The 18,277-nt window shown below is 40.4% G+C and carries 14 protein-coding genes; 11 read left to right on the top strand and 3 right to left on the bottom strand.

Features of this window, described 5'->3' with window-relative positions:
- Positions 1–33 precede the first annotated feature (33 nt).
- Complete coding sequence (locus tag SGI74_14135; GenBank protein MDZ4678633.1) at positions 34–927, top strand: HNH endonuclease signature motif containing protein; 894 nt, start codon at positions 34–36, stop codon at positions 925–927.
- A 123-nt stretch (positions 928–1,050) separates the two neighbouring features.
- Positions 1,051–1,284 carry a ribbon-helix-helix protein, CopG family gene (locus tag SGI74_14130; GenBank protein MDZ4678632.1) on the top strand — a complete coding sequence of 78 codons (234 nt, stop codon included), beginning with the start codon at positions 1,051–1,053 and terminating at the stop codon, positions 1,282–1,284.
- A gap of 161 nt (positions 1,285–1,445) precedes the next feature.
- Here the strand turns inward: SGI74_14130 and SGI74_14125 are convergent, their stop codons facing one another.
- Complete coding sequence (locus SGI74_14125) at positions 1,446–1,910, bottom strand: hypothetical protein (protein MDZ4678631.1); 465 nt, start codon at positions 1,908–1,910, stop codon at positions 1,446–1,448.
- 453 nt (positions 1,911–2,363) lie between these two features.
- On the opposite strand from SGI74_14125, the gene SGI74_14120 reads away from it, so the two are divergent.
- Positions 2,364–3,863, top strand: coding sequence for a hypothetical protein (locus SGI74_14120; protein MDZ4678630.1), 1,500 nt, complete (start codon positions 2,364–2,366; stop codon positions 3,861–3,863).
- Between the two features lie 2 nt (positions 3,864–3,865).
- Here the strand turns inward: SGI74_14120 and mnmH are convergent, their stop codons facing one another.
- Positions 3,866–5,026 carry a tRNA 2-selenouridine(34) synthase MnmH gene (gene mnmH, locus SGI74_14115; GenBank protein ID MDZ4678629.1) on the bottom strand — a complete coding sequence of 387 codons (1,161 nt, stop codon included), beginning with the start codon at positions 5,024–5,026 and terminating at the stop codon, positions 3,866–3,868.
- A 47-nt stretch (positions 5,027–5,073) separates the two neighbouring features.
- Here mnmH and SGI74_14110 point away from each other — a divergent pair, with 47 nt between their 5' ends.
- The 8 genes from SGI74_14110 to SGI74_14075 all read left to right on the top strand — a co-directional run bounded on the left by SGI74_14110 (position 5,074) and on the right by SGI74_14075 (position 16,967).
- The gene (locus SGI74_14110) at positions 5,074–7,725 is read left to right on the top strand and encodes a PBP1A family penicillin-binding protein (protein ID MDZ4678628.1); all 2,652 of its coding nucleotides are present in this window, start codon (positions 5,074–5,076) and stop codon (positions 7,723–7,725) included.
- Positions 7,722–10,517, top strand: coding sequence for an excinuclease ABC subunit UvrA (gene uvrA / locus SGI74_14105; GenBank protein ID MDZ4678627.1), 2,796 nt, complete (start codon positions 7,722–7,724; stop codon positions 10,515–10,517). The genes SGI74_14110 and uvrA overlap by 4 nt, the downstream gene beginning before the upstream one ends.
- Positions 10,518–11,149: 632 nt before the next feature.
- Positions 11,150–12,706: a sigma 54-interacting transcriptional regulator gene (locus SGI74_14100; GenBank protein ID MDZ4678626.1), complete on the top strand. Its 1,557-nt coding sequence runs from the start codon at positions 11,150–11,152 to the stop codon at positions 12,704–12,706.
- Between the two features lie 241 nt (positions 12,707–12,947).
- Positions 12,948–13,379 (top strand): hypothetical protein, encoded by a 432-nt coding sequence (locus SGI74_14095; protein MDZ4678625.1) that lies wholly within the window; start codon positions 12,948–12,950, stop codon positions 13,377–13,379.
- Positions 13,333–14,016, top strand: a complete 684-nt coding sequence (locus SGI74_14090) for a thiamine diphosphokinase (GenBank protein ID MDZ4678624.1) — start codon at positions 13,333–13,335, stop codon at positions 14,014–14,016. The genes SGI74_14095 and SGI74_14090 overlap by 47 nt, the downstream gene beginning before the upstream one ends.
- A gap of 61 nt (positions 14,017–14,077) precedes the next feature.
- Positions 14,078–14,920 (top strand): M48 family metallopeptidase, encoded by an 843-nt coding sequence (locus tag SGI74_14085; GenBank protein MDZ4678623.1) that lies wholly within the window; start codon positions 14,078–14,080, stop codon positions 14,918–14,920.
- 5 nt (positions 14,921–14,925) lie between these two features.
- On the top strand, positions 14,926–15,957 hold the full coding sequence (locus tag SGI74_14080; GenBank protein ID MDZ4678622.1) for a phosphotransferase: 1,032 nt from the start codon (positions 14,926–14,928) through the stop codon (positions 15,955–15,957).
- On the top strand, positions 15,954–16,967 hold the full coding sequence (locus SGI74_14075; GenBank protein MDZ4678621.1) for an NDP-sugar synthase: 1,014 nt from the start codon (positions 15,954–15,956) through the stop codon (positions 16,965–16,967). Before SGI74_14080 ends, SGI74_14075 begins: the two co-directional genes overlap by 4 nt.
- An 8-nt stretch (positions 16,968–16,975) precedes the next feature.
- Here the strand turns inward: SGI74_14075 and SGI74_14070 are convergent, their stop codons facing one another.
- Positions 16,976–18,109, bottom strand: coding sequence for an anhydro-N-acetylmuramic acid kinase (locus SGI74_14070; protein MDZ4678620.1), 1,134 nt, complete (start codon positions 18,107–18,109; stop codon positions 16,976–16,978).
- Positions 18,110–18,277: the final 168 nt, after the last annotated feature.

Below are 18,277 nucleotides of genomic sequence, written 5' to 3'. Positions count from 1 at the left end.
GGTATTATGAATACAAAGTTGGTTTAAAAGTTAATGAATGAAGAATCAAAACACGTTGTGGGTGAGCTTAAAAAGCTCGTTTCAATTGAACGTAAAAATACGGGTGAGATTCTTCATTACTTCTATGTTATTCAAAAGCGAAGAATCTTTGCTGATTATGGGTATGCAAATATTTATAAATTTGGAATAAAAGAATTAGGCTACACCGAAGCTGAAACTCAAATTAGAGTTACAAGCTCAAGACTATTGGGTGAAATTCCAGAACTTGAATTAAAACTTAATGAAGGTAAGTTGTCTGTGTCTATGGCTCACACATTATTTAATAGAGAGAAAAAGGCTGAAAATGCGTTTTCTTTAGAAAAGAAAATTGAAGTACTTGAGAGTTTTGAGAATAAATCTGTAAAAGAATGTGAAAAAGAGATTTTTAAAGTTGCGACTGTGATGCCTGTCGCACCTGAAAAGGTCAGGCAAGTTTCAAAAGAATTGGCGCAAATTACAATCAACGTGCCTTTAGAGTTTTTAGATGAAATTGAAAATCTTAAAAATATTTATTCTAACAGTCATCCTGGTATCACCACAGGTGAGCTTTTAGCGATGCTTGTTAAAAAAGAGACTCAAAAGCTTGATCCTGTTCGTGAGCCTCGAAAGTACAATCAAGTAAAAGTTCGCCGCTCCGCTTCTGGTACGAACGAGAAATGCAAACGTACCATTTCGTCAGCGCTTAAACGCAAAGTTTGGCAGAAGTATCATTCCCAATGCTCATTTCAAACCATGGATGGTAAATCTTGCGATTCAAAATATGGTCTTGAGATCGATCATGTCAGGCCCCTAGCTTTGGGAGGAGAAACATCAATAGACAATCTCAGACTTCTTTGCAAATCGCATAACCAAAAACTGCCATTGATCAGTTTGGCTTCACGCATATGAATCGGTTTATTAACGGTCATGAATTGAACTGAATCTGGAACTAACAGATCGCTTGGATAATATCTTGAAAATGAGCTTCAACTATGTTATTAATAGTTATTAACTGTTAACAACGGAGAATGTATGAGAACAGCAAAAGTCATTAGTCTTTCTCTTCCTCCTGATATGCAAAGGGAAGTACAAAAGATCGCCAAAGAAGAACACCGTACTATTTCAGAACTTTTTAGAGAGGCCTTTAGACAATATTTAGCTAATCGAGATTTGGTCGCCATCAGGATGGAAGGACGAAAAATCGCCAAAAAAATGAAATTGAAATCAGCTGATGTAGATAGAATTGTTTTAAGCGGTAGAAAGTAAACTCTCTCTATGCTCAAAGTCTGGATCCTTCAGATTGCTGACCTGTATGAACCCTCGGGTTCAATCAAAATAATTGCAAACCGTCATCCCGATAATCTGAATTGATCTGAAACTAAAACTTTCAAAAATGCTAAAGTCTTAATGGCATAAAAAGTTCGGTTTTATGAAGCTGAGTTGAGCTTTAACTCAAACTCAAGACCAAGAATGGCAGCGATATGGTAGAGTTGTTCTAAATTTTTATTAAGAATCTCTGGGTTGAGAAGTCGCTGAACTTGATTATCAGATGTATCAAGTTGATGCGCTAAAAATCTTTTTGAAATGTTTTGTTTCTTCAACTCTGCTTTGATTTTCGCAGTTAAAACTTCAATATCGGTTTGGAGTAAATAATCGGGATCTTTTACTAGAGCCAATGGTTGATCGTAGGGCATAAAATCTTGGGAACCATCTTCAAACTCGAAGCCAATGCTTCTTTTTCCTGTTTCAGCGTCTACCCATGCTTTACTGATATTTTTTTTAATTCCAAGTTGGCCATAGTGCAAAGATACTTTCTTGCCAGAGGTGTAGGTGATAACCATTTGCTTGTTGCGGTTATTAACTTCTACGTTTTTTAGCTTTTCAGTTTTCATATCTTTTTCTCCTGTACCAGCTCTTGCAAAATCTTGAGTAGCCGCCTGTTTATTTGACCCGTCAAAACCAAAAGCCCGGGGACCTGAACCTTTGCAATCAGCTTCCCATCACGATAAACGTGGACGTGTTTCGGGTAATGATCCCCAATCCACCACTCAATAATATACCCACCACGTCTAACACGTCCCATCTCTGATCTAATATCTACTATATTTGGTAGAGTTTGTAAAGCGGCTTAATAAAAGGTTTGGCGCTACCTTTTTGCGGGTACCATTTAAATAGTCGATTTGACTGACGTTTTAACATGCGGCTAAAGCCTAGCCAGACCGAAGCTGCATGACCCTCAACTTCTTCAATGAAAACGCCGATTTAGTAAGTACGTGGGTGGCCCTGTTTTTGTAGTTTATTGCTATTAAGGGTAATGCGCTAAAAAGAGTTTATAGGGGAAATTTATGAAACATGTTTTTTTTGGTTTTTTGATTTTAGCATCACTCACTGTGGTGTCACCGCGAGCGAATTCAGCACAACAAACACCATCAGCAACACCAACAGCGACGCCCAAACCCGGAGAACCTACAGATTTGGCTCCTTTTGTTCCATCTGATCCAGATATAACATGCAATCCACAAAAAAAGACACCACCGCCACTAAATTATGACGCTTGCTATTTGCTTCAGACCGAAAGAAATAACAATTTGCGTGATACACAAACAAAAGCACAAAGCGAACTACGCACTTACTGCCTAACTGAGATTCGAACATGCCGAGCAAAAACTGATGCTGCGCTAAGTGCGTGTCGCGCTAATCAGATACCTATGGGTACCGGAGGTCGCGTTGATACGTGTGCAAAAGCACTCAATTCCTGCTTTTCCTCCAACCCAACTAAACTTAAACGCTATTGCGGCGGAATGCGCGAACAAGAACGCGCCGACTATCTTCAAAAGCAAGAAGATACATTGCGCTCACGCCGCGACTCAGATAGATCACGATTTCGTGAGGTTCAAGAACAAGCTGAGCAAGCAAAAGAACAATTCGCAGAGCAAGAAAAATCTTTACGTGAGGATGCGGCTCGAATCAGAAATGAAATGCAAGCAGCTACTACGACATTTATACAAGAGGCCGAAGTACTTAAAAACAAAAGCCCAGAGTTAAAAGAAGCTATGACTCAAGTAGCAGAACTTAAGAAAAGACTTGCGCAACTCGAGGGTATTGAAAAGGCAAATGTGGAAATTTCATACAATCGTATTATAAACGCAGCAAAACTTGCCTGTGCTAAGGAAGCCACAAAAAATGTAAATGAAAAACTTGAAGTACGAAAAGCCAATGCTCGAGCACGTACTAATAGTTTTGCTAATTTTAAGGCTCTATTAAACCAATCACTAGCTAATCCCGACCAAGTCTGGGATCAAGACAAAGAACGATGTATGAATAGCGAAGAAGCAAAAACGGCCATCTATGAAGCACTTGCAGAAAAACAGCTCAAACTTCGAGCCATCGAACTTGAGATTAATAGTATCAAAGAACAGGCAGCACTCGTGAGCCAAACCTTAAAAAGCAGCATCGATACCGCATCATCTGCAGAACAGACTCTGAGAAGAGCTCTCGAGCAAAAACTTACAGAATTTCAAAGACAATTAGGTGAGCTCGCTACTTATGCAGCAACATTACAAGCTCAGTTTTCTGCTCGCTCACAGAGAATAACTGAAACCCTTGCCGAAGCATCTCAACAACGAGATGAAACTCAAAAAGAATTTTCTAATAATATAAGAGAATCGCGCGATCTCAGTAAACGAGGAGTAAATCCAGGCGTTACAAATAATGCGGCCACAAGACTGGATGCTATTCGCGATAAAGTTATGGAAGCAAATTCATGCGACGACATTGAAACTTATTGTTCAGATAAAGGAGGACTCCCACCACGAAGCACGCCCGGAACAGGAAGGGCAAGATAAGATTAACCATTTAATAAAACGGCAATCTTTTCCCAATCGCTGGCACCATTGATTACCAAATGGTAAAAATCATCTGGTGCGCGGCTTAGGCCGTAGAGTTTGTCGTAGTAGTTTACTAAAAGTTCACGGGTGAAATCTGAATAATTTTTTTGTGCGAGAATCAAGGCGAGTTCTTTATGTTTTTCTGAGCCCAATTTTCTTTTAATCGCATCAAGGGCTCTAACGGCTTCTTGCATCACGGCTTCTTCTTTAAACGGCTTAACGTAGTGATCAATAATATGTTCCACACGCTCTTCAAGTGAACGATCAACTTTCACATGAATCCCGTCGAGCATTGCCTCCATAAAGCGATTGGGAAGTTGGCAATAACCAATGCGCTGACTTTCACCTTCCACAACGATGAATTTTTCTCCGCGCGCAGCAAGCTTTTGCATTTGCCAAAAAAGATTGTTCTCAAAATCTTTTTGTCGCCCACGTTCCGCAAAACCCAATTGTCCAAACGCACTGCCGCGATGAAACGCCAACGCCTCTAAATCAATGATGGGTTTGCCTTCAACCTGCCATTGCTGAAGTATTTGTGTTTTCGCCGCACCCGTTAATCCGTAAAGTGTGCAAATTTTAAACGGATATTCTGGCGCATCTAAATAATTTTGAACATACGCGCGAAAGGCTTTATGCCCGCCAGTGACTACGCGGGAATTAAAACCCAAAAGTTGAGCTAGCATGGCCATACTTCTTGAACGAGCACCACCGCGCCAACAATAAAATATCAATTCTCGCTCATGAACTTTTGGATTTTGAACAATTAAAGATGCTACGTCATCAGTTGGAGTTTCATGCATTAAGCGATCGGCAACAATCGCAAAGGCTTGCTTTAATATTTCATCACCAGGTTGATTTAGTTTTAGTTCTTTAAAAAGCCCTTCAAACGCTATCCAAAATGTTGAGAGTTTGGGTTTAACAATCTCAAGGCCACGCACCCGGGCAGATTCTGGGCCACTTTTCTTATAAAGTGTGCCCACCTCTGCTCTTTCACCATCAGAAAACAGTGAAATACCTATAGCGCCAGGCACATGGGCCTCAGCGAATTCGCTTTCAGAGCGAACATCAATTATGACGCCTTGCGCGCTTAATATTTCTTCGACAGGAATGGCTTTCAACATGCTAATCTCATACAACTATTCTTGTTAATCGTACAGGACGGAAAATCGTGAAACTTAAAAACATTATAGCAGTCGTAATTATTGTCGGATTTTTAGGGGTTATCGGAATCACCATCTCCTTTTTCATCGCAGCAGCGAGTCTCCCAAAACTTATCACACTTGAAGATTACAAGCCTCTTGTGGTGAGTGAGATTTATTCGCGCGATGGTAAAAAGGTGGGCGAATTTTTTCGCGAAAAGCGAATAATCATTCCATACAAACAAATCCCCGAACAAGTCTATCGCGCGTTTATCGCAGCCGAAGACTCAACATTTTTTAAACATGGTGGAATAAATTTAACCGCTATTTTACGCGCGAGTATTGCCAATCTCAAAGCCGGTCATACAGTACAAGGCGGAAGCACGATCACACAACAGGTCGCAAAATCATTGATGCTTACACCTGAGAAAAAACTTTCGCGAAAAATTAAAGAAGCCATTTTGGCCTATCGCATGGAAAAAAATCTCACCAAAGAAGACATCTTGTATCTCTATTTAAATCAAATTTATCTAGGCCACGGTGCCTATGGTGTTCAAGCGGCGGCGCAAAACTATTATCGTAAAGATGTAAGTGAACTCACATTAGCAGAAACAGCAATGCTCGCAGGTCTTCCCCAAGCTCCAGGCAAATATTCACCCGTATTAAACCCGCTGCGAGCCAAAGAGCGCCAAGTTTATGTTATAGGGCGCATGGCTGATGATGGTTACATCACCAAAGATGAAGCAAAAAAGGCGATCTCAGAGCCTGTAAAAGTTTATTACCGTGAAGAGTTTCAAGATCTTGCACCATTTTACAAAGAGACTGTCCGACAATTTCTCAATGCTTCACTGGGCGAAGAAAAAGTTCTTGATGAAGGAATTAAAATCTACACAGCAATGGATTCTAAAAAACAATTAGCCGCACAAGCCTCGGTTGAAAAAAATCTGCGTGATCTTGATAAACGACAAGGCTACAGAGGGGCTGAGAAAAACCTCAAAACAGCAGAAGAGATCGCACAACTCTTAGTCAAAGAACGCGATAGCTTAATGCAAAAAAATCAGCCTTACAGAATCGTCACACCTGATGGAAAAGAACCACCTAAGCCGCCACTTGATCTCAAACATAAAGACGGAACACCTAATATTCCAACCTACGTGACTGTTAATCAAATCGTGAAAGGTGTTGTTACAAAAATTGATACCAAATGGAGCTTGGTCACCGTTCGTTTTACAGAGTCTCAAGGTCTTATTGATATCGATGATATGAATTGGGCACGTAAACCCGACGTTACAAAACATCACACCGAAGACACGATTAAAGATCCGTCTAAAGCATTAAAAATCGGGGATGTCGTTGATGTCAGAATTAAATCAGATAAATTCACATCAAAAAGAATTGATGAGCAGCTTAAAAAAGTAAAAGTCGTTAAAGGAAAAAAACCACCACCACCGCCCGCTGATCTTCCGCCATTTGCAGAATATGTTGGCCTGACTCTAGAACAAGAACCCATTGCGCAAGCAGCTCTTTTAAGTTTTGATCTCGATACGGGCGACGTATTAGCTATGGTCGGCGGGTCAAACTTTGCAAAATCTGAATACAATCGAGCTCTTCAGGCTGCTAGGCAAACGGGTTCTACTTATAAGGCCATCATTTATGCCGCCGCATTAGATAAGGGTTTTACTTCTGCTTCGACAATTGTAGATGCACCGGTTGTGTATGAAGAGGGCGAAGGTCAAGAAACAAAAAAATGGAAACCTGGGAATTTTGAAAACAAATTTTCTGGCGATGTTTTATTTCGAAACGCAATTATTAAATCATTAAATATTCCAACAGTAAAAATTCTTGAAACAATTGGTCTTGATTGGGTTGCAAAATATTCTAGACGTTTAGGAATATTTAGCCCGCTCAATTTAGACTTCACCATGGCACTGGGTTCAAGCGGTGTTACACTTTTTGAAATGACAAAAGCGTTTTCTGTTTTTGCAAAAGGTGGAAAAATCACAAAACCGATTCTCATTAAAAAAGTTACAGATTCAGCAGGTAAAGAAATTTTAATTGAAAATGTTTTACTTGATGAGAAATTTAAAAAAGAAATAGATGCTTTGGCTTCGGCAACACCGATCGCCACACCCGTTGCAGCTGAAACTACTGGTGCCGCCCCGGCTGTTACTGAAGAAACTTTTAAATTCGACAATCCAGATCAAGCGATCTCAGCGCAAACAGCATATTTAATCACCAACCTCTTAAAAGGTGTTGTTCAAGAGGGAACAGGCTGGCGCGCCAAGGCATTAGGAAGACCCTCAGCGGGAAAAACGGGCACAACAAACGGATATTACGACGCATGGTATGTCGGGTACACAGCTCATGTTTCAACAGGTGTATGGGTTGGCTTTGATGATGAAAAACCTTTAGGAAGATTTGAAACTGGTAACGCATCTGCACTTCCCATTTGGGTTGATTATATGAACGTTGCAGTAGAAGATACTCCCGCTTCAGATTTTGCTGTTCCTTCAGGCATTGTGTTTGCAAATATCGATGCTGAGACGGGCAAATTGGCCTCAGCAAAATCTAAGCGCGCAGTGCGAGAAGCATTTCGCGAGGGTACGGAGCCCTCTGCTTCTGGTGAAGAATTACCGCAGGCAGAAGAGAAGAATTTCTTTAAAGAGGATTTATCGGAGTGAAAGAAATCGTCCTTCAAGGGGCGAAACAGAATAATCTCAAAAACATTAGCGTCAGAATTCCCCTTGGTTCGTTTACAGTTATTTGTGGTCCTTCAGGCTCAGGCAAATCATCCTTAGCTTTTGAAACGCTTTATGCCGAAGGGCAACGTCGTTATATCGAAAGTCTTTCGACTTACGCACGGCAATTTTTAAACAAAGCACCAAAACCAGATGTTGAATTTGTTCAAAATATTCCACCCGCAATTGCTATTGAACAAAAAAATCATGTGAAAAATTCTAGATCCACCGTGGGAACCACCACTGAAATTTTAGATTATCTACGCCTGCTTTATGAAAAAATCGGAACACCCATGTGCCCGAACGGCCATGGTCCGATCAAAAAAGATTCAGTCAGCGATGGCGCCACACGTTTGTTAAATGAAATGCCCGATGCACGGGCTTTTATTTTATTTCCTGTGACCGAAAAAATGCGAGTCGTTGAGGGTAAAAAACTTTTAGCACTTATTATCAGTGAAGGTTATCTACGAATCACCAAACCAAAATCTCAAGAAATTATTGATCTTGATGCAAAATCAAAACTTCCAGCAACTGATTTTTTCGTTGTTATCGATCGTTTGGTTGTGAATGAACAATCGCGAGGTCGCCTAGTAGATTCGTTATCCCAAGCCTATGCCATGAGTTTAAAATTCAACCATGGTTTAGGTGGAGGATATGCACGCGTACGCACGGTTGAGGGCCAAGAGATTCCATTAAGTGAAGAGATCAGTTGCTCGATTTGCAGTTTCACTTTGCCGCCCATTAATTCAAGGCTTTTTAGCTTCAGCAGCCCTTACGGGGCGTGCACGACTTGTAATGGATTCGGAAACATCCTCACAGTCGATGAACTTAAAGTTATCCCTAATCCGCAAGCAAGCATTGCGCAACAGTGCATCGAACCACTTGCCATGCCCTCGAGTAAAGGTGCGCAAAGAAAACTCATCGACTTTGCACGTAAAAATAAAATTAATCTTGAAACGCCCTGGGTAGAACTTCCCGAAGATGAGAAAAAACTCATTTGGGAAGGCGGAAAAGGTTTTTACGGCGTTATGGGGTTTTTTGAATATCTCGAGGAGAAAAGATATAAAATGCACGTGCGCGTGTTTTTATCGCGCTTTAAAAGCCCATTTCTCTGTGAAGCCTGTCACGGGACACGCCTCAGACCCGAAGCCAATATGGTTTTACTTAATGGAAAACCAATTTCTGCACTTTCACTACTAACACTTCAAGAACTTCATGATTTTTTCACAGGCCTTAAACTTGCGCCACAAGAAGCGGCCATCGCACTTGAAGTTTTTAAACAAGTACAATCAAGACTTTCGTTTCTCATTGAAGTGGGTGTTGATTATTTAACTCTTGATCGTCTTACTCGCTCACTCTCAGGGGGTGAATATCAACGCATTCATTTAGCAAATCAACTGGGCATGGGTTTATCACAAACACTTTATGTTTTAGATGAACCCACAGTAGGTTTGCATCCAAGAGATAATTTACGACTTATTAATATTTTAAAAAAATTACGTAGACTTGGTAACACTCTCGTAATTGTTGAACATGACCGTGACGTCATTCAACATAGTAGTCATGTTATTGAAATGGGTCCGGGCTCAGGGCATTTAGGTGGTGAGGTTTTAAACTCAGACACCACAGAAATGTTTTTAAAAAATCCAAAATCACTCACCGCCAGTTATTTGCGCCCCACTAAAAAATCAGTAACCGACGCCTCTCGGCGCCCAATGGTGTTAGAAAATTTTAAATACAAAATTGAACTCAAAGGTTGCTCGGGCAACAATCTTAAAAATATCGATGTGACATTCCCACTCAATCGACTTGTATGTGTCACAGGTGTTAGTGGTAGCGGCAAATCAACCCTTGTCACAGATACTTTGTATCCAGCACTTGCTCGTTCACTACAAAAAGAATTTGATGTGTCCGCACCATTTAAAAAACTTACCGGCGCTGAATTTGTAAAAAACATTATGCTCATTGATCAAAAGCCAATTGGCAAAAGCAGTCGCAGTAACCCCGTTACATATCTTAAAGTTTACGATGACATCAGAGCCATCATGGCTTCAACGAGTGATTCAAAACAACGGGGCTACACCCCAGGGTTTTTTAGTTTTAACGTTGATGGCGGAAGATGCCCCGTTTGTCGCGGCGAAGGTGTTGAAATCATCGATATGGTTTTTATGGAAGAAGTGGCCTTGAAATGCGATGCTTGTGATGGCCGGCGATTTAAAAAAGAAATTTTAGAAGTACGCTACAATGGTAAAAACATTGACAATATCTTGCGTATGACTGTCACAGAGGCCATGGATTTTTTCGTAAATTATCCTAATATCAGACGCCCCTTAAGTGTACTTCGCGAAGTCGGTTTAGAATATATCACTCTAGGTCAGCCAGCGCCGACTTTGAGTGGCGGCGAAAGTCAGCGTCTCAAAATTGCCAAAGAATTTCAAAGCTCACAACAACGAGCGACACTTTATATTCTTGATGAACCAACAACGGGTCTGCACTTTAGAGAAGTAGATATGCTTTTGAATGTCATTAATCGTCTGATTGATAGCGGTGGAAGTGTCATCGTCATCGAACATAATTTAGAAGTTATTAGAAATAGTGATTTTATTATTGATCTTGGTCCAGAGGGTGGCGCTGGTGGTGGTCAAATCGTAGCCCAAGGCACTCCTCACGAAATTGCCAAGGTGAAGAACAGTCACACAGGATTGTTTTTAAAAGAAATTCTTAACTCCAACTAACAAGATTAAATATCCGAGCAGCATCCGACTTTTCGATCACGGCCATCTGCAATTTAGTTTTATTCGCTTTAAAGACAAAACCCAGCTTGCAGTATGACTGCTCGCTGGGCCTTTGATTCCCTAAGATAAGGGATTATCTCCTCTGCGAAAGGAGATCGTATGAAGTTTTATACAAAAAAGACTGTTTACACCGGTCTTTCTTCATTTCGGAAGATCATTAGGAAACTAAAGAGAAACCCCAACCTGATCCCCAGGTTTCTGCATTTAGTTTACTTAGTGTTGAAAATCTTGTTCTGATTCCTAGGGCTTAAGCGGGTAACTGTGGCAGCGTCATTTGGCGTTCAAGGACGAGGATCAAAGTAACCCGGCACCATTTCTACTAATAAAAACCCCCCACAAATCAATTTAAGGCCTACTTGCTGTAGAACTCCTTAACAGCTGACTTATGTGACGAATTATTTTTCACTAGCCCCAGTTGGCACGATGATCACAGTAAATTTAAACACTTGATGCGTCGCAATATGACCAAATAAATGACAACTGGACCTCAACTTGTCTGAAGTTTTGACGATAAGTCTTATGTTGGAACGGCTCATGCTGTTTTAAATTCTATAACCAAGGAGCGCTTGCACATGATTAATTGGGACGAGTTTGAACATATTCACGTCATCCAAAAACTCAAATCAATCATTAGTCAGTGGTGGGACATCGAAACTGTGTTCACCGATGAACAGGGAAACTTACGAGGCTTTAAACGTGAAAAGCATGTTTTCAATAACACTGCTGTTCGCCCAATTCTCACACGTGATAAAGGTGTGGAGAGTTTAGCTGAGTTTGTGAAAACCACAATTGAAGAACTTCGACGCGTGGATAACAAACACGTCGTTAAAAAATGGGATGCCGCTGGTTTTGATGCCGCCGTGTTTCCCATCATTCTTGATGGTGAGTTTATGGGTTCTGTTGTTGCACTTGGATTTTTTAAAGACGGTGTAACTCCGGAACGCACAGCAGAACTTAAAAGTTGCTTATCTGCATTTGGAGCAAATGCTTCAGAGTTAGAACAAGCCTCTACAAATATTCGTTCACTCAAAGAAGATGAGCGCAATTTCTTTACCGAACTTGTTGATCTCGTAGGTCAAGAGGTTGTCACTCTTCACACAGAAATCACAAGCCGCGAGACACGCATCAGTGAACTCAATAAAGAATTAGGCATCCGTTATAAATACGACAGCATGATTGGTAAAAGTAAACCCATGCAAGATGTCTATACACTGTTAGACAAAATTAAAAACTCAGAAAGCACTGTTCTTATTCAGGGTGACAACGGTACAGGTAAAGAGTTGATCGCCAAAGCGATACATTACAACTCACCTAGAAAAGATCGCGCCTTTGTAAGTCAGAACTGCTCTGCTTTTAACGAAAATCTTTTGGACTCAGAATTATTTGGTCACGTGAAGGGTTCATTCACGGGCGCCATTAAAGATAAAAAAGGTCTATTTGAAATCGCAGACAAAGGGACATTCTTTCTTGACGAGATCGGTGACACTTCACCTTCAATGCAAGTAAAACTATTACGCGTAATTCAAGAAGGTACGTTCTTGCCAGTTGGAGCAACAGAAACTCGCAAAGTTGATGTAAGAATTCTCGCCGCTACAAACCGTGATCTAAAAGATATGGTTGAAAAAGGAACGTTCAGAGAAGACTTATATTACCGTATCAACGTTATTAATATTCGAGTTCCTCCTCTTCGCGATAGAAAAGAAGATATCCCACTTTTAGTGGAGCACTTCTTAGAAGCTGCTGGACAAGAGAAGAATCAGAAAAAGAAAATCATGACCAAACGCGCTTTAGAGAAAATTTATGATTTTCCATGGCCCGGTAATATCAGAGAGCTACAAAACGAGATCGAACGCCTTGTTGTTCTCGCTGGCGAAGAGCAAAAGCTTACAGCCGATATGCTTTCTCCACGTATTTTAGATTTTGGCGAAAAGAACAAAATACAGGGTGCACGCGTACACGGAAAACTCAAAGATGCTCTCGAAGAACTCGAGCGCGAGATGATCAAAGAAGGTCTACGTAGAACCGGTTGGAATAAGTCAAAATTGGCTAAAGAACTGGGCATTTCACGAGCCGGATTGATCATGAAGGTTGAGAAGTACGGTTTAGATAAAAGAAAACTTTTAAAGTAAGAATTTCACGATCGACAAGCCCAGGGCCATATACAAACTGGCTCTGGGCTTTCTTATTTTCTATGCCAAATTCAACTTCAAAAAATACGCATTAAGCTAACCCCTCCAAATTATTATGAAAGAAATTTATCTCTCACATCTTTAACCAATCTTGATTTGACAAAGGTCTTATTGCTACGAGGGGTGTCCTCGATGGCATACACGTTGCTGATGGTGAACGTGAGAAGATGAGGATTTTATAATGAGAGCTTTTGATATGGATCGAATTATTTCCAAATTAAATTCAATGATGATTAATAGATTCGGTGTTGCTGTCCAATACATTTCAGTTACAGATCAAGCTGATGAAAACTTTATAACATTAGAAACCGTAAAACGTAATGCTGGCGCACCGATGATAGTAGCGCACAATCAACTCATCGTGCCTATTCGTGTAGAAGGTACCTTGGTTGGTGCCACAAAAGTAAATAAAATTAACACACTTAAACCCCACGAACTTTCTCAGGTACGTGAAACAATCGATCTTATTTTGGGTTCAGCACTTAGCGCACAATACAAACTCGATATGACCGAACAAACTCTTGGACACATTGCCATTACTGAAAGTCTCAGTAACGTCATCGGTTTTGGCGATCGCAAAACGATACGCGACCGCAAAGCATCTGGTGTTTGATTATCTTGTGATTGCTGGAGGGCTATGTCCTCCAAAATCTTATATCCGAAAAATTCTTCCATATGCACAAAACCTGATTACTGTTGATCGCGGCATTGAAGCACTTCAAGGTTTAAAAATCAGTCCAACACTTCATATTGGCGATAACGACTCAACTAAAGAAACGATAATTAAAAAAATCAGTCCAAAAGCTCGCATAACACTGCCGCAAAAAAAATCAGTCAGTGATTTAGAATACACACTTCAAGAGCTTCCGAAAAATTCACTCAAACTTGTAATTGGTGCGCACCGTGATCACGAAGGTCGACCAGATCATGCACTTGTGAATTTAACCTTAGCGCAAAAGTATCCCCAGATTTTTTTTGCTGATGAGGATATGTGGATAACTTCTCTGGTTGATAAAAAAACCTTCGCGTTTTCTGTTCCCACGGGAAGTGTATTTAGTATTTTAGATTTTAAAAAGCGCGCTGTTTCAATTCAAGGGTCACATTATGATCTCAAGAATAAAGTTTTTGCCTCACCCTCAATGGGGCTTAGCAACATGACAAAGAAAAAATGGGTCAAAATCAGAGCACATTGCTCAGCGTTAATTTTTGTTAAAGCATCTTTATTTAAATCAGCAATCCAAATCAAATGAGACCCTCACCCGTCACACCCAATGTTGACGTAGGTACACAAAAGCGCTACGCTTTTTCTCTATGAAAACTCTATTGATTTTGATTTTTACAGTCGCACTTTCTGGATGTCGCACTTCAGGTACGGGGCTTAATCTCATTAGCCCGCAACAAGAAGCGTCGCAAGGTGCACAGTACGCGGCACAAGTTGAAAAAGAATATAAGGTGATGAAAGACCCGGTTTTACAAAGCTATATTAATAATCTTGGCCGCAAGATGGTTGCTCAAGTTGAAAACCCGATGTTTGAATATACATTTGCCGTCATTGATTCATCAGAAGTAAATGCGTTTGCGATTCCCGGTGGTCACATGTACGTAAATCTTGCGCTTTTAAAACAAGCAGAAAATGAAGCCGAACTTGTTGGTGTTCTTGGCCATGAAATTGGACACGTCGTTCATCGTCATGGAACAAAACGTATGACCGATGCAATGCTTGTTCAAATTGCCGCAGCCGGTACCGCAATCGCAGTTGGTAATGAAAAAGGCGGTCAGTATTATGGCATGGGAGTTATGCTTTTAGGCCAAGGTGGACTTCTTCATTATGGACGTCAAGCCGAACTAGAATCAGATCACACTGGCGTAGATATTCTTTATCGCTCAGGCTACGACGTAAATGGACTCGCAAGTTTTTTTAAAAAATTACAAAAACTTGAAGAAGCACATGGTGCAAAAAGAGGTGGTCTCTCAGACCTTCTTCGCACACATCCACCGTCTGCAGATCGCATAAAAGAAGCGCAAGCCTATATCGCAAAACTTCCACCGCAAAAAAAATCAATCGTCAGCACACCTGAATTTGAAGCGATGAAAGCTTATGTTGCACCGATGACTCCAACTCCACCAGCACCACCAAAGAAAAAAACAGGCTAAGCGGAGTGGCAAAAATTCTTGAGTCTGATTCGTATTATAGATTTTTAAGCACTTCACTTAAAAGTAAAGATGTAGTTGTTCAATCATTAGCCGGTGATGCCTCTGCAAGACGCTACTACCGCGCAATGCTAAACGAAGACTCTTATGTGCTTATGAGTTGGGAACCTTTCACTGACGTAAAAAATTATCCATTTTTAAATGTACTAGAACATTTCGCAAAACATGACGTACATGTTCCTAAAGTAATTAATGTTTCTAAAGAAGAAGGTTTTGTTTTATTAGAAGATCTAGGTGATTTAACCCTAGAGAGAAAATTCTGGGAAAGCCAAAATCCAATTCATGCGCTTGAATTTTATCAACGTTCAATTGATGAAATCATAAAAATTCATTATCCATGTACCGCCGATCGTAAGCCTGAGTATTCTGCATTTAAAATTGAGTTTAATACTGAACGACTTTTGTGGGAGATAAATTACGCACGAGAGCATTTATTAGAAAAATTTTTGCATTTAAAATTTGACGACAAACAAAACGCTGTTTTAGATAAACACTTTCATGCAATTTGTGAAAAAATTCATCAAGAACCAAAGTTCATTGCACACCGTGATTATCACTCACGCAATCTTATGATTAAAACCGGTAAAATGCGTGTCATCGACTTTCAAGACGCAAGATTGGGTGCTGTTCAATATGATCTTGTGAGTTTACTTCGTGATTCATATGTTGATCTCAATGAAGAAGTTGCCGAAGGGTTGTTAAATTATTACTTAGAAAAAAGACGGGAGTTTATTCCAAAGCCCGTTGATCGCGAACACTTTGATAAAATTTATGACCTTCAAAGCATTCAACGATGTCTTAAGGCCTGCGGGTCTTTTGCTAGTTTTTTTAACACCCGAAATGATACACGGTATTTAAAATATATTCGCAGTACTCTTCAACGTGTGCGTCGAGCCCTGCTTAAATTTCCAGAACATCGTGAGCTTCTTGATTTACTTACCGATCAAGGATTATTTGAAAAAGATATTACCCCATCATGAACGGTCTACTTTTAGCAGCAGGCTTAGGCACTCGGTTTCAACCGTTCACAGAAAAAATTCCAAAACCTGTGATTCCACTTTTGAATATACCAATTGCTTTTTACAACCTTCATTTGATGCAGCAATTAGGTTTAGACAATCTAACCATCAACACACATCATCTTCCTGATAAAATAAAAGAAACGTTTCATAAATATAGTGATGCCATTAACGTACCTCTGCATTTTAGTGATGAAAAAAATAAAATTCTTGGCACAGGTGGGGCGATTAAAAAAGCACGACAAACACTATCTAGCCGCGGAACCTTCGTTGTGGCTAATGCCGATGTGGTGAATGGTTTTTCAATCACAGATGCTTTAGAGGTGCATCATCAAAGTCACGCACTCGCCACACTTATCGTGATGGAACATCCTGAAGCCGGAAAAAAATACGGCGCTGTTTGGGTTGACGATAAAAATCAAGTTGTACATATCGGAAAAGAAAAGCCCGCAAAAGAATGTAAGCCCTTTCATTTTGTGGGTGTGCATCTTTTAGAAGAAAGTATTTTTAAATACATACCCGCTGGTGCATGCGACATCAACTATGACGTCTATCTTAAAGCTATTGCAAAAGATGAAGTCGTAATGGCTTATGAAAAATCTGGTTTATGGTTTGATGCGGGCACGTTGCAAGATTATTTAGAGGCCACAGAATCACTTCTTAAGATGTTACCCAAACTTCAACACCAACCTTATTTTTTAAGTCTGTTTCGCCGCTTTTGGCCTGGGTATGATCGAAGGCCAAATATTTGGGAGGGCCAGGGCTGCGAACATCTTTTGCCTTTAGGAAATCAAAATAAAATACTTTTAGGCAGACAATGCCTTATTCACTCAAGTGTTAAGGTATCAGGCTTTGCAGTTTTTGGTGACGGCTGCACCGTCGATAAAAACGCAGTAATCGAAAATTCAATAATAGCCGCTGGCGTAAATGTCCCCGCCGACGCAGTACACACAAACACCTTAGTTTTGTAGCATTCTCGTTATGGCGCTGGAGTGATTTGGCCTAAGACGGCTGCTTTTCGTGCGCCGGTGGTTTGCGGTATGTTTCCTGATAAGTGATTTACGGTGCGATAGGCAAGTAGTGCAAACGCTGCAGCTTCGATACTTTGTGTGGGCCACCCCCACTCTGCTGATGTAACGACATCAAGTGGTTTTACAAGCTTTGAGCCAACATTGAGCCATTGACGTTCACGCAAGGCAGATCTGATTGCTTTTACTAATGTCGAATTTTGAGAACCGCCGCCACATAAAACAACTACGTCTGGCCATTGAGGCAAATGCTTTTCATAATTAAGCGCAAGACTTGCTGCCGTGAAACCTGTGAGTGTCGCAACAGTTGAATATGAATCAAGTTTGAGTTTTGAACATTCAGCCAATACTTTTTTAAGAAATAAGAAACTAAACTCTTCACGGCCCGTGCTCTTGGGTGGTTTTTTTGCAAAAAACGGATGCTTAAGCCATCTATCAATTAGACCGCCATGAGAAATTCCACGCCTTGCATATTCACCATTTTTATCAAACGTTAATTTTGCGCGCGTGAAATGACTTATAGCCCCGTCGATTAAAATATTCGCAGGACCCGTGTCAAAAGATAAAATTTTACCCGATTTTGGTAAGTAGGTGACGTTACTGATTCCACCTAAATTATTCACAGCGACGTTTAAATTTTTACGCGAGAAAACTTCTTTATGAAACAGAGTTGCAAGTGGAGCGCCTTGACCGCCAAGGGCGAGATCCATGGTGCGAAATTGATTCACAACCGGTACATTAAAACGCGCTGCTAAATAAGCAGGCTCACCCATTTGAAAAGTGGCCCCTTCATTTTTTACGGGATTATGAAAAATGGTTTGCCCATGCAGACCAATGTAATCAAATTTTACTTTTGGAGCTTTAAGAGCATAAAAACGACCAAGATCGTGATGCAATTGTGAAAAATCATAGCTTGAAAGATTATTACTAGCCGCAGCCATCAATCGGCTTTTAAGTTTTGCTGGATATTCAAAAGACCAAATTTGTTTTAATTTAACAGATGCTTTTGAAATCTCGCAAAGCGCATAATCAACGCCATCAAGACTTGTACCAGACATAATTCCCAAAACACGATGCATACTCATTAATAAAAGGTACGCCTTACTTTTTTGGAAGGAAAGTGCTTTTTTCGATTTTCTTTTGATAGCGACGCTTCACCATTTCAAAAATATTATCACCCGCTACACCAATGGCACTATCGCCAACAATTTTTTGCATTCCATCAAGTGATGCGACTTCGCGCTTCTCTGCTT

Source organism: Oligoflexia bacterium, assembly GCA_034439615.1.
In the GTDB taxonomy this organism is placed as follows: Bacteria; Bdellovibrionota; Bdellovibrionia; order JABDDW01; family JABDDW01; genus JAWXAT01.
The sequence above is the reverse complement of the archived record's forward strand: the minus strand, read 5'-3'. Positions and strand labels throughout refer to the sequence as shown.

What these genes read in the sequence shown, in the direction of transcription:
- SGI74_14135 (MDZ4678633.1), top strand. Translation starts at nt 34, where the DNA reads ATGAATGAAGAATCAAAACACGTTGTGGGTGAGCTTAAAAAGCTCGTT.
- SGI74_14130 (MDZ4678632.1), top strand. Translation starts at nt 1,051, where the DNA reads ATGAGAACAGCAAAAGTCATTAGTCTTTCTCTTCCTCCTGATATGCAA.
- SGI74_14125 (MDZ4678631.1), bottom strand. Translation starts at nt 1,910, where the DNA reads ATGAAAACTGAAAAGCTAAAAAACGTAGAAGTTAATAACCGCAACAAG.
- SGI74_14120 (MDZ4678630.1), top strand. Translation starts at nt 2,364, where the DNA reads ATGAAACATGTTTTTTTTGGTTTTTTGATTTTAGCATCACTCACTGTG.
- mnmH (MDZ4678629.1), bottom strand. Translation starts at nt 5,026, where the DNA reads ATGTTGAAAGCCATTCCTGTCGAAGAAATATTAAGCGCGCAAGGCGTC.
- SGI74_14100 (MDZ4678626.1), top strand. Translation starts at nt 11,150, where the DNA reads ATGATTAATTGGGACGAGTTTGAACATATTCACGTCATCCAAAAACTC.
- SGI74_14095 (MDZ4678625.1), top strand. Translation starts at nt 12,948, where the DNA reads ATGAGAGCTTTTGATATGGATCGAATTATTTCCAAATTAAATTCAATG.
- SGI74_14085 (MDZ4678623.1), top strand. Translation starts at nt 14,078, where the DNA reads ATGAAAACTCTATTGATTTTGATTTTTACAGTCGCACTTTCTGGATGT.
- SGI74_14075 (MDZ4678621.1), top strand. Translation starts at nt 15,954, where the DNA reads ATGAACGGTCTACTTTTAGCAGCAGGCTTAGGCACTCGGTTTCAACCG.
- SGI74_14070 (MDZ4678620.1), bottom strand. Translation starts at nt 18,109, where the DNA reads ATGAGTATGCATCGTGTTTTGGGAATTATGTCTGGTACAAGTCTTGAT.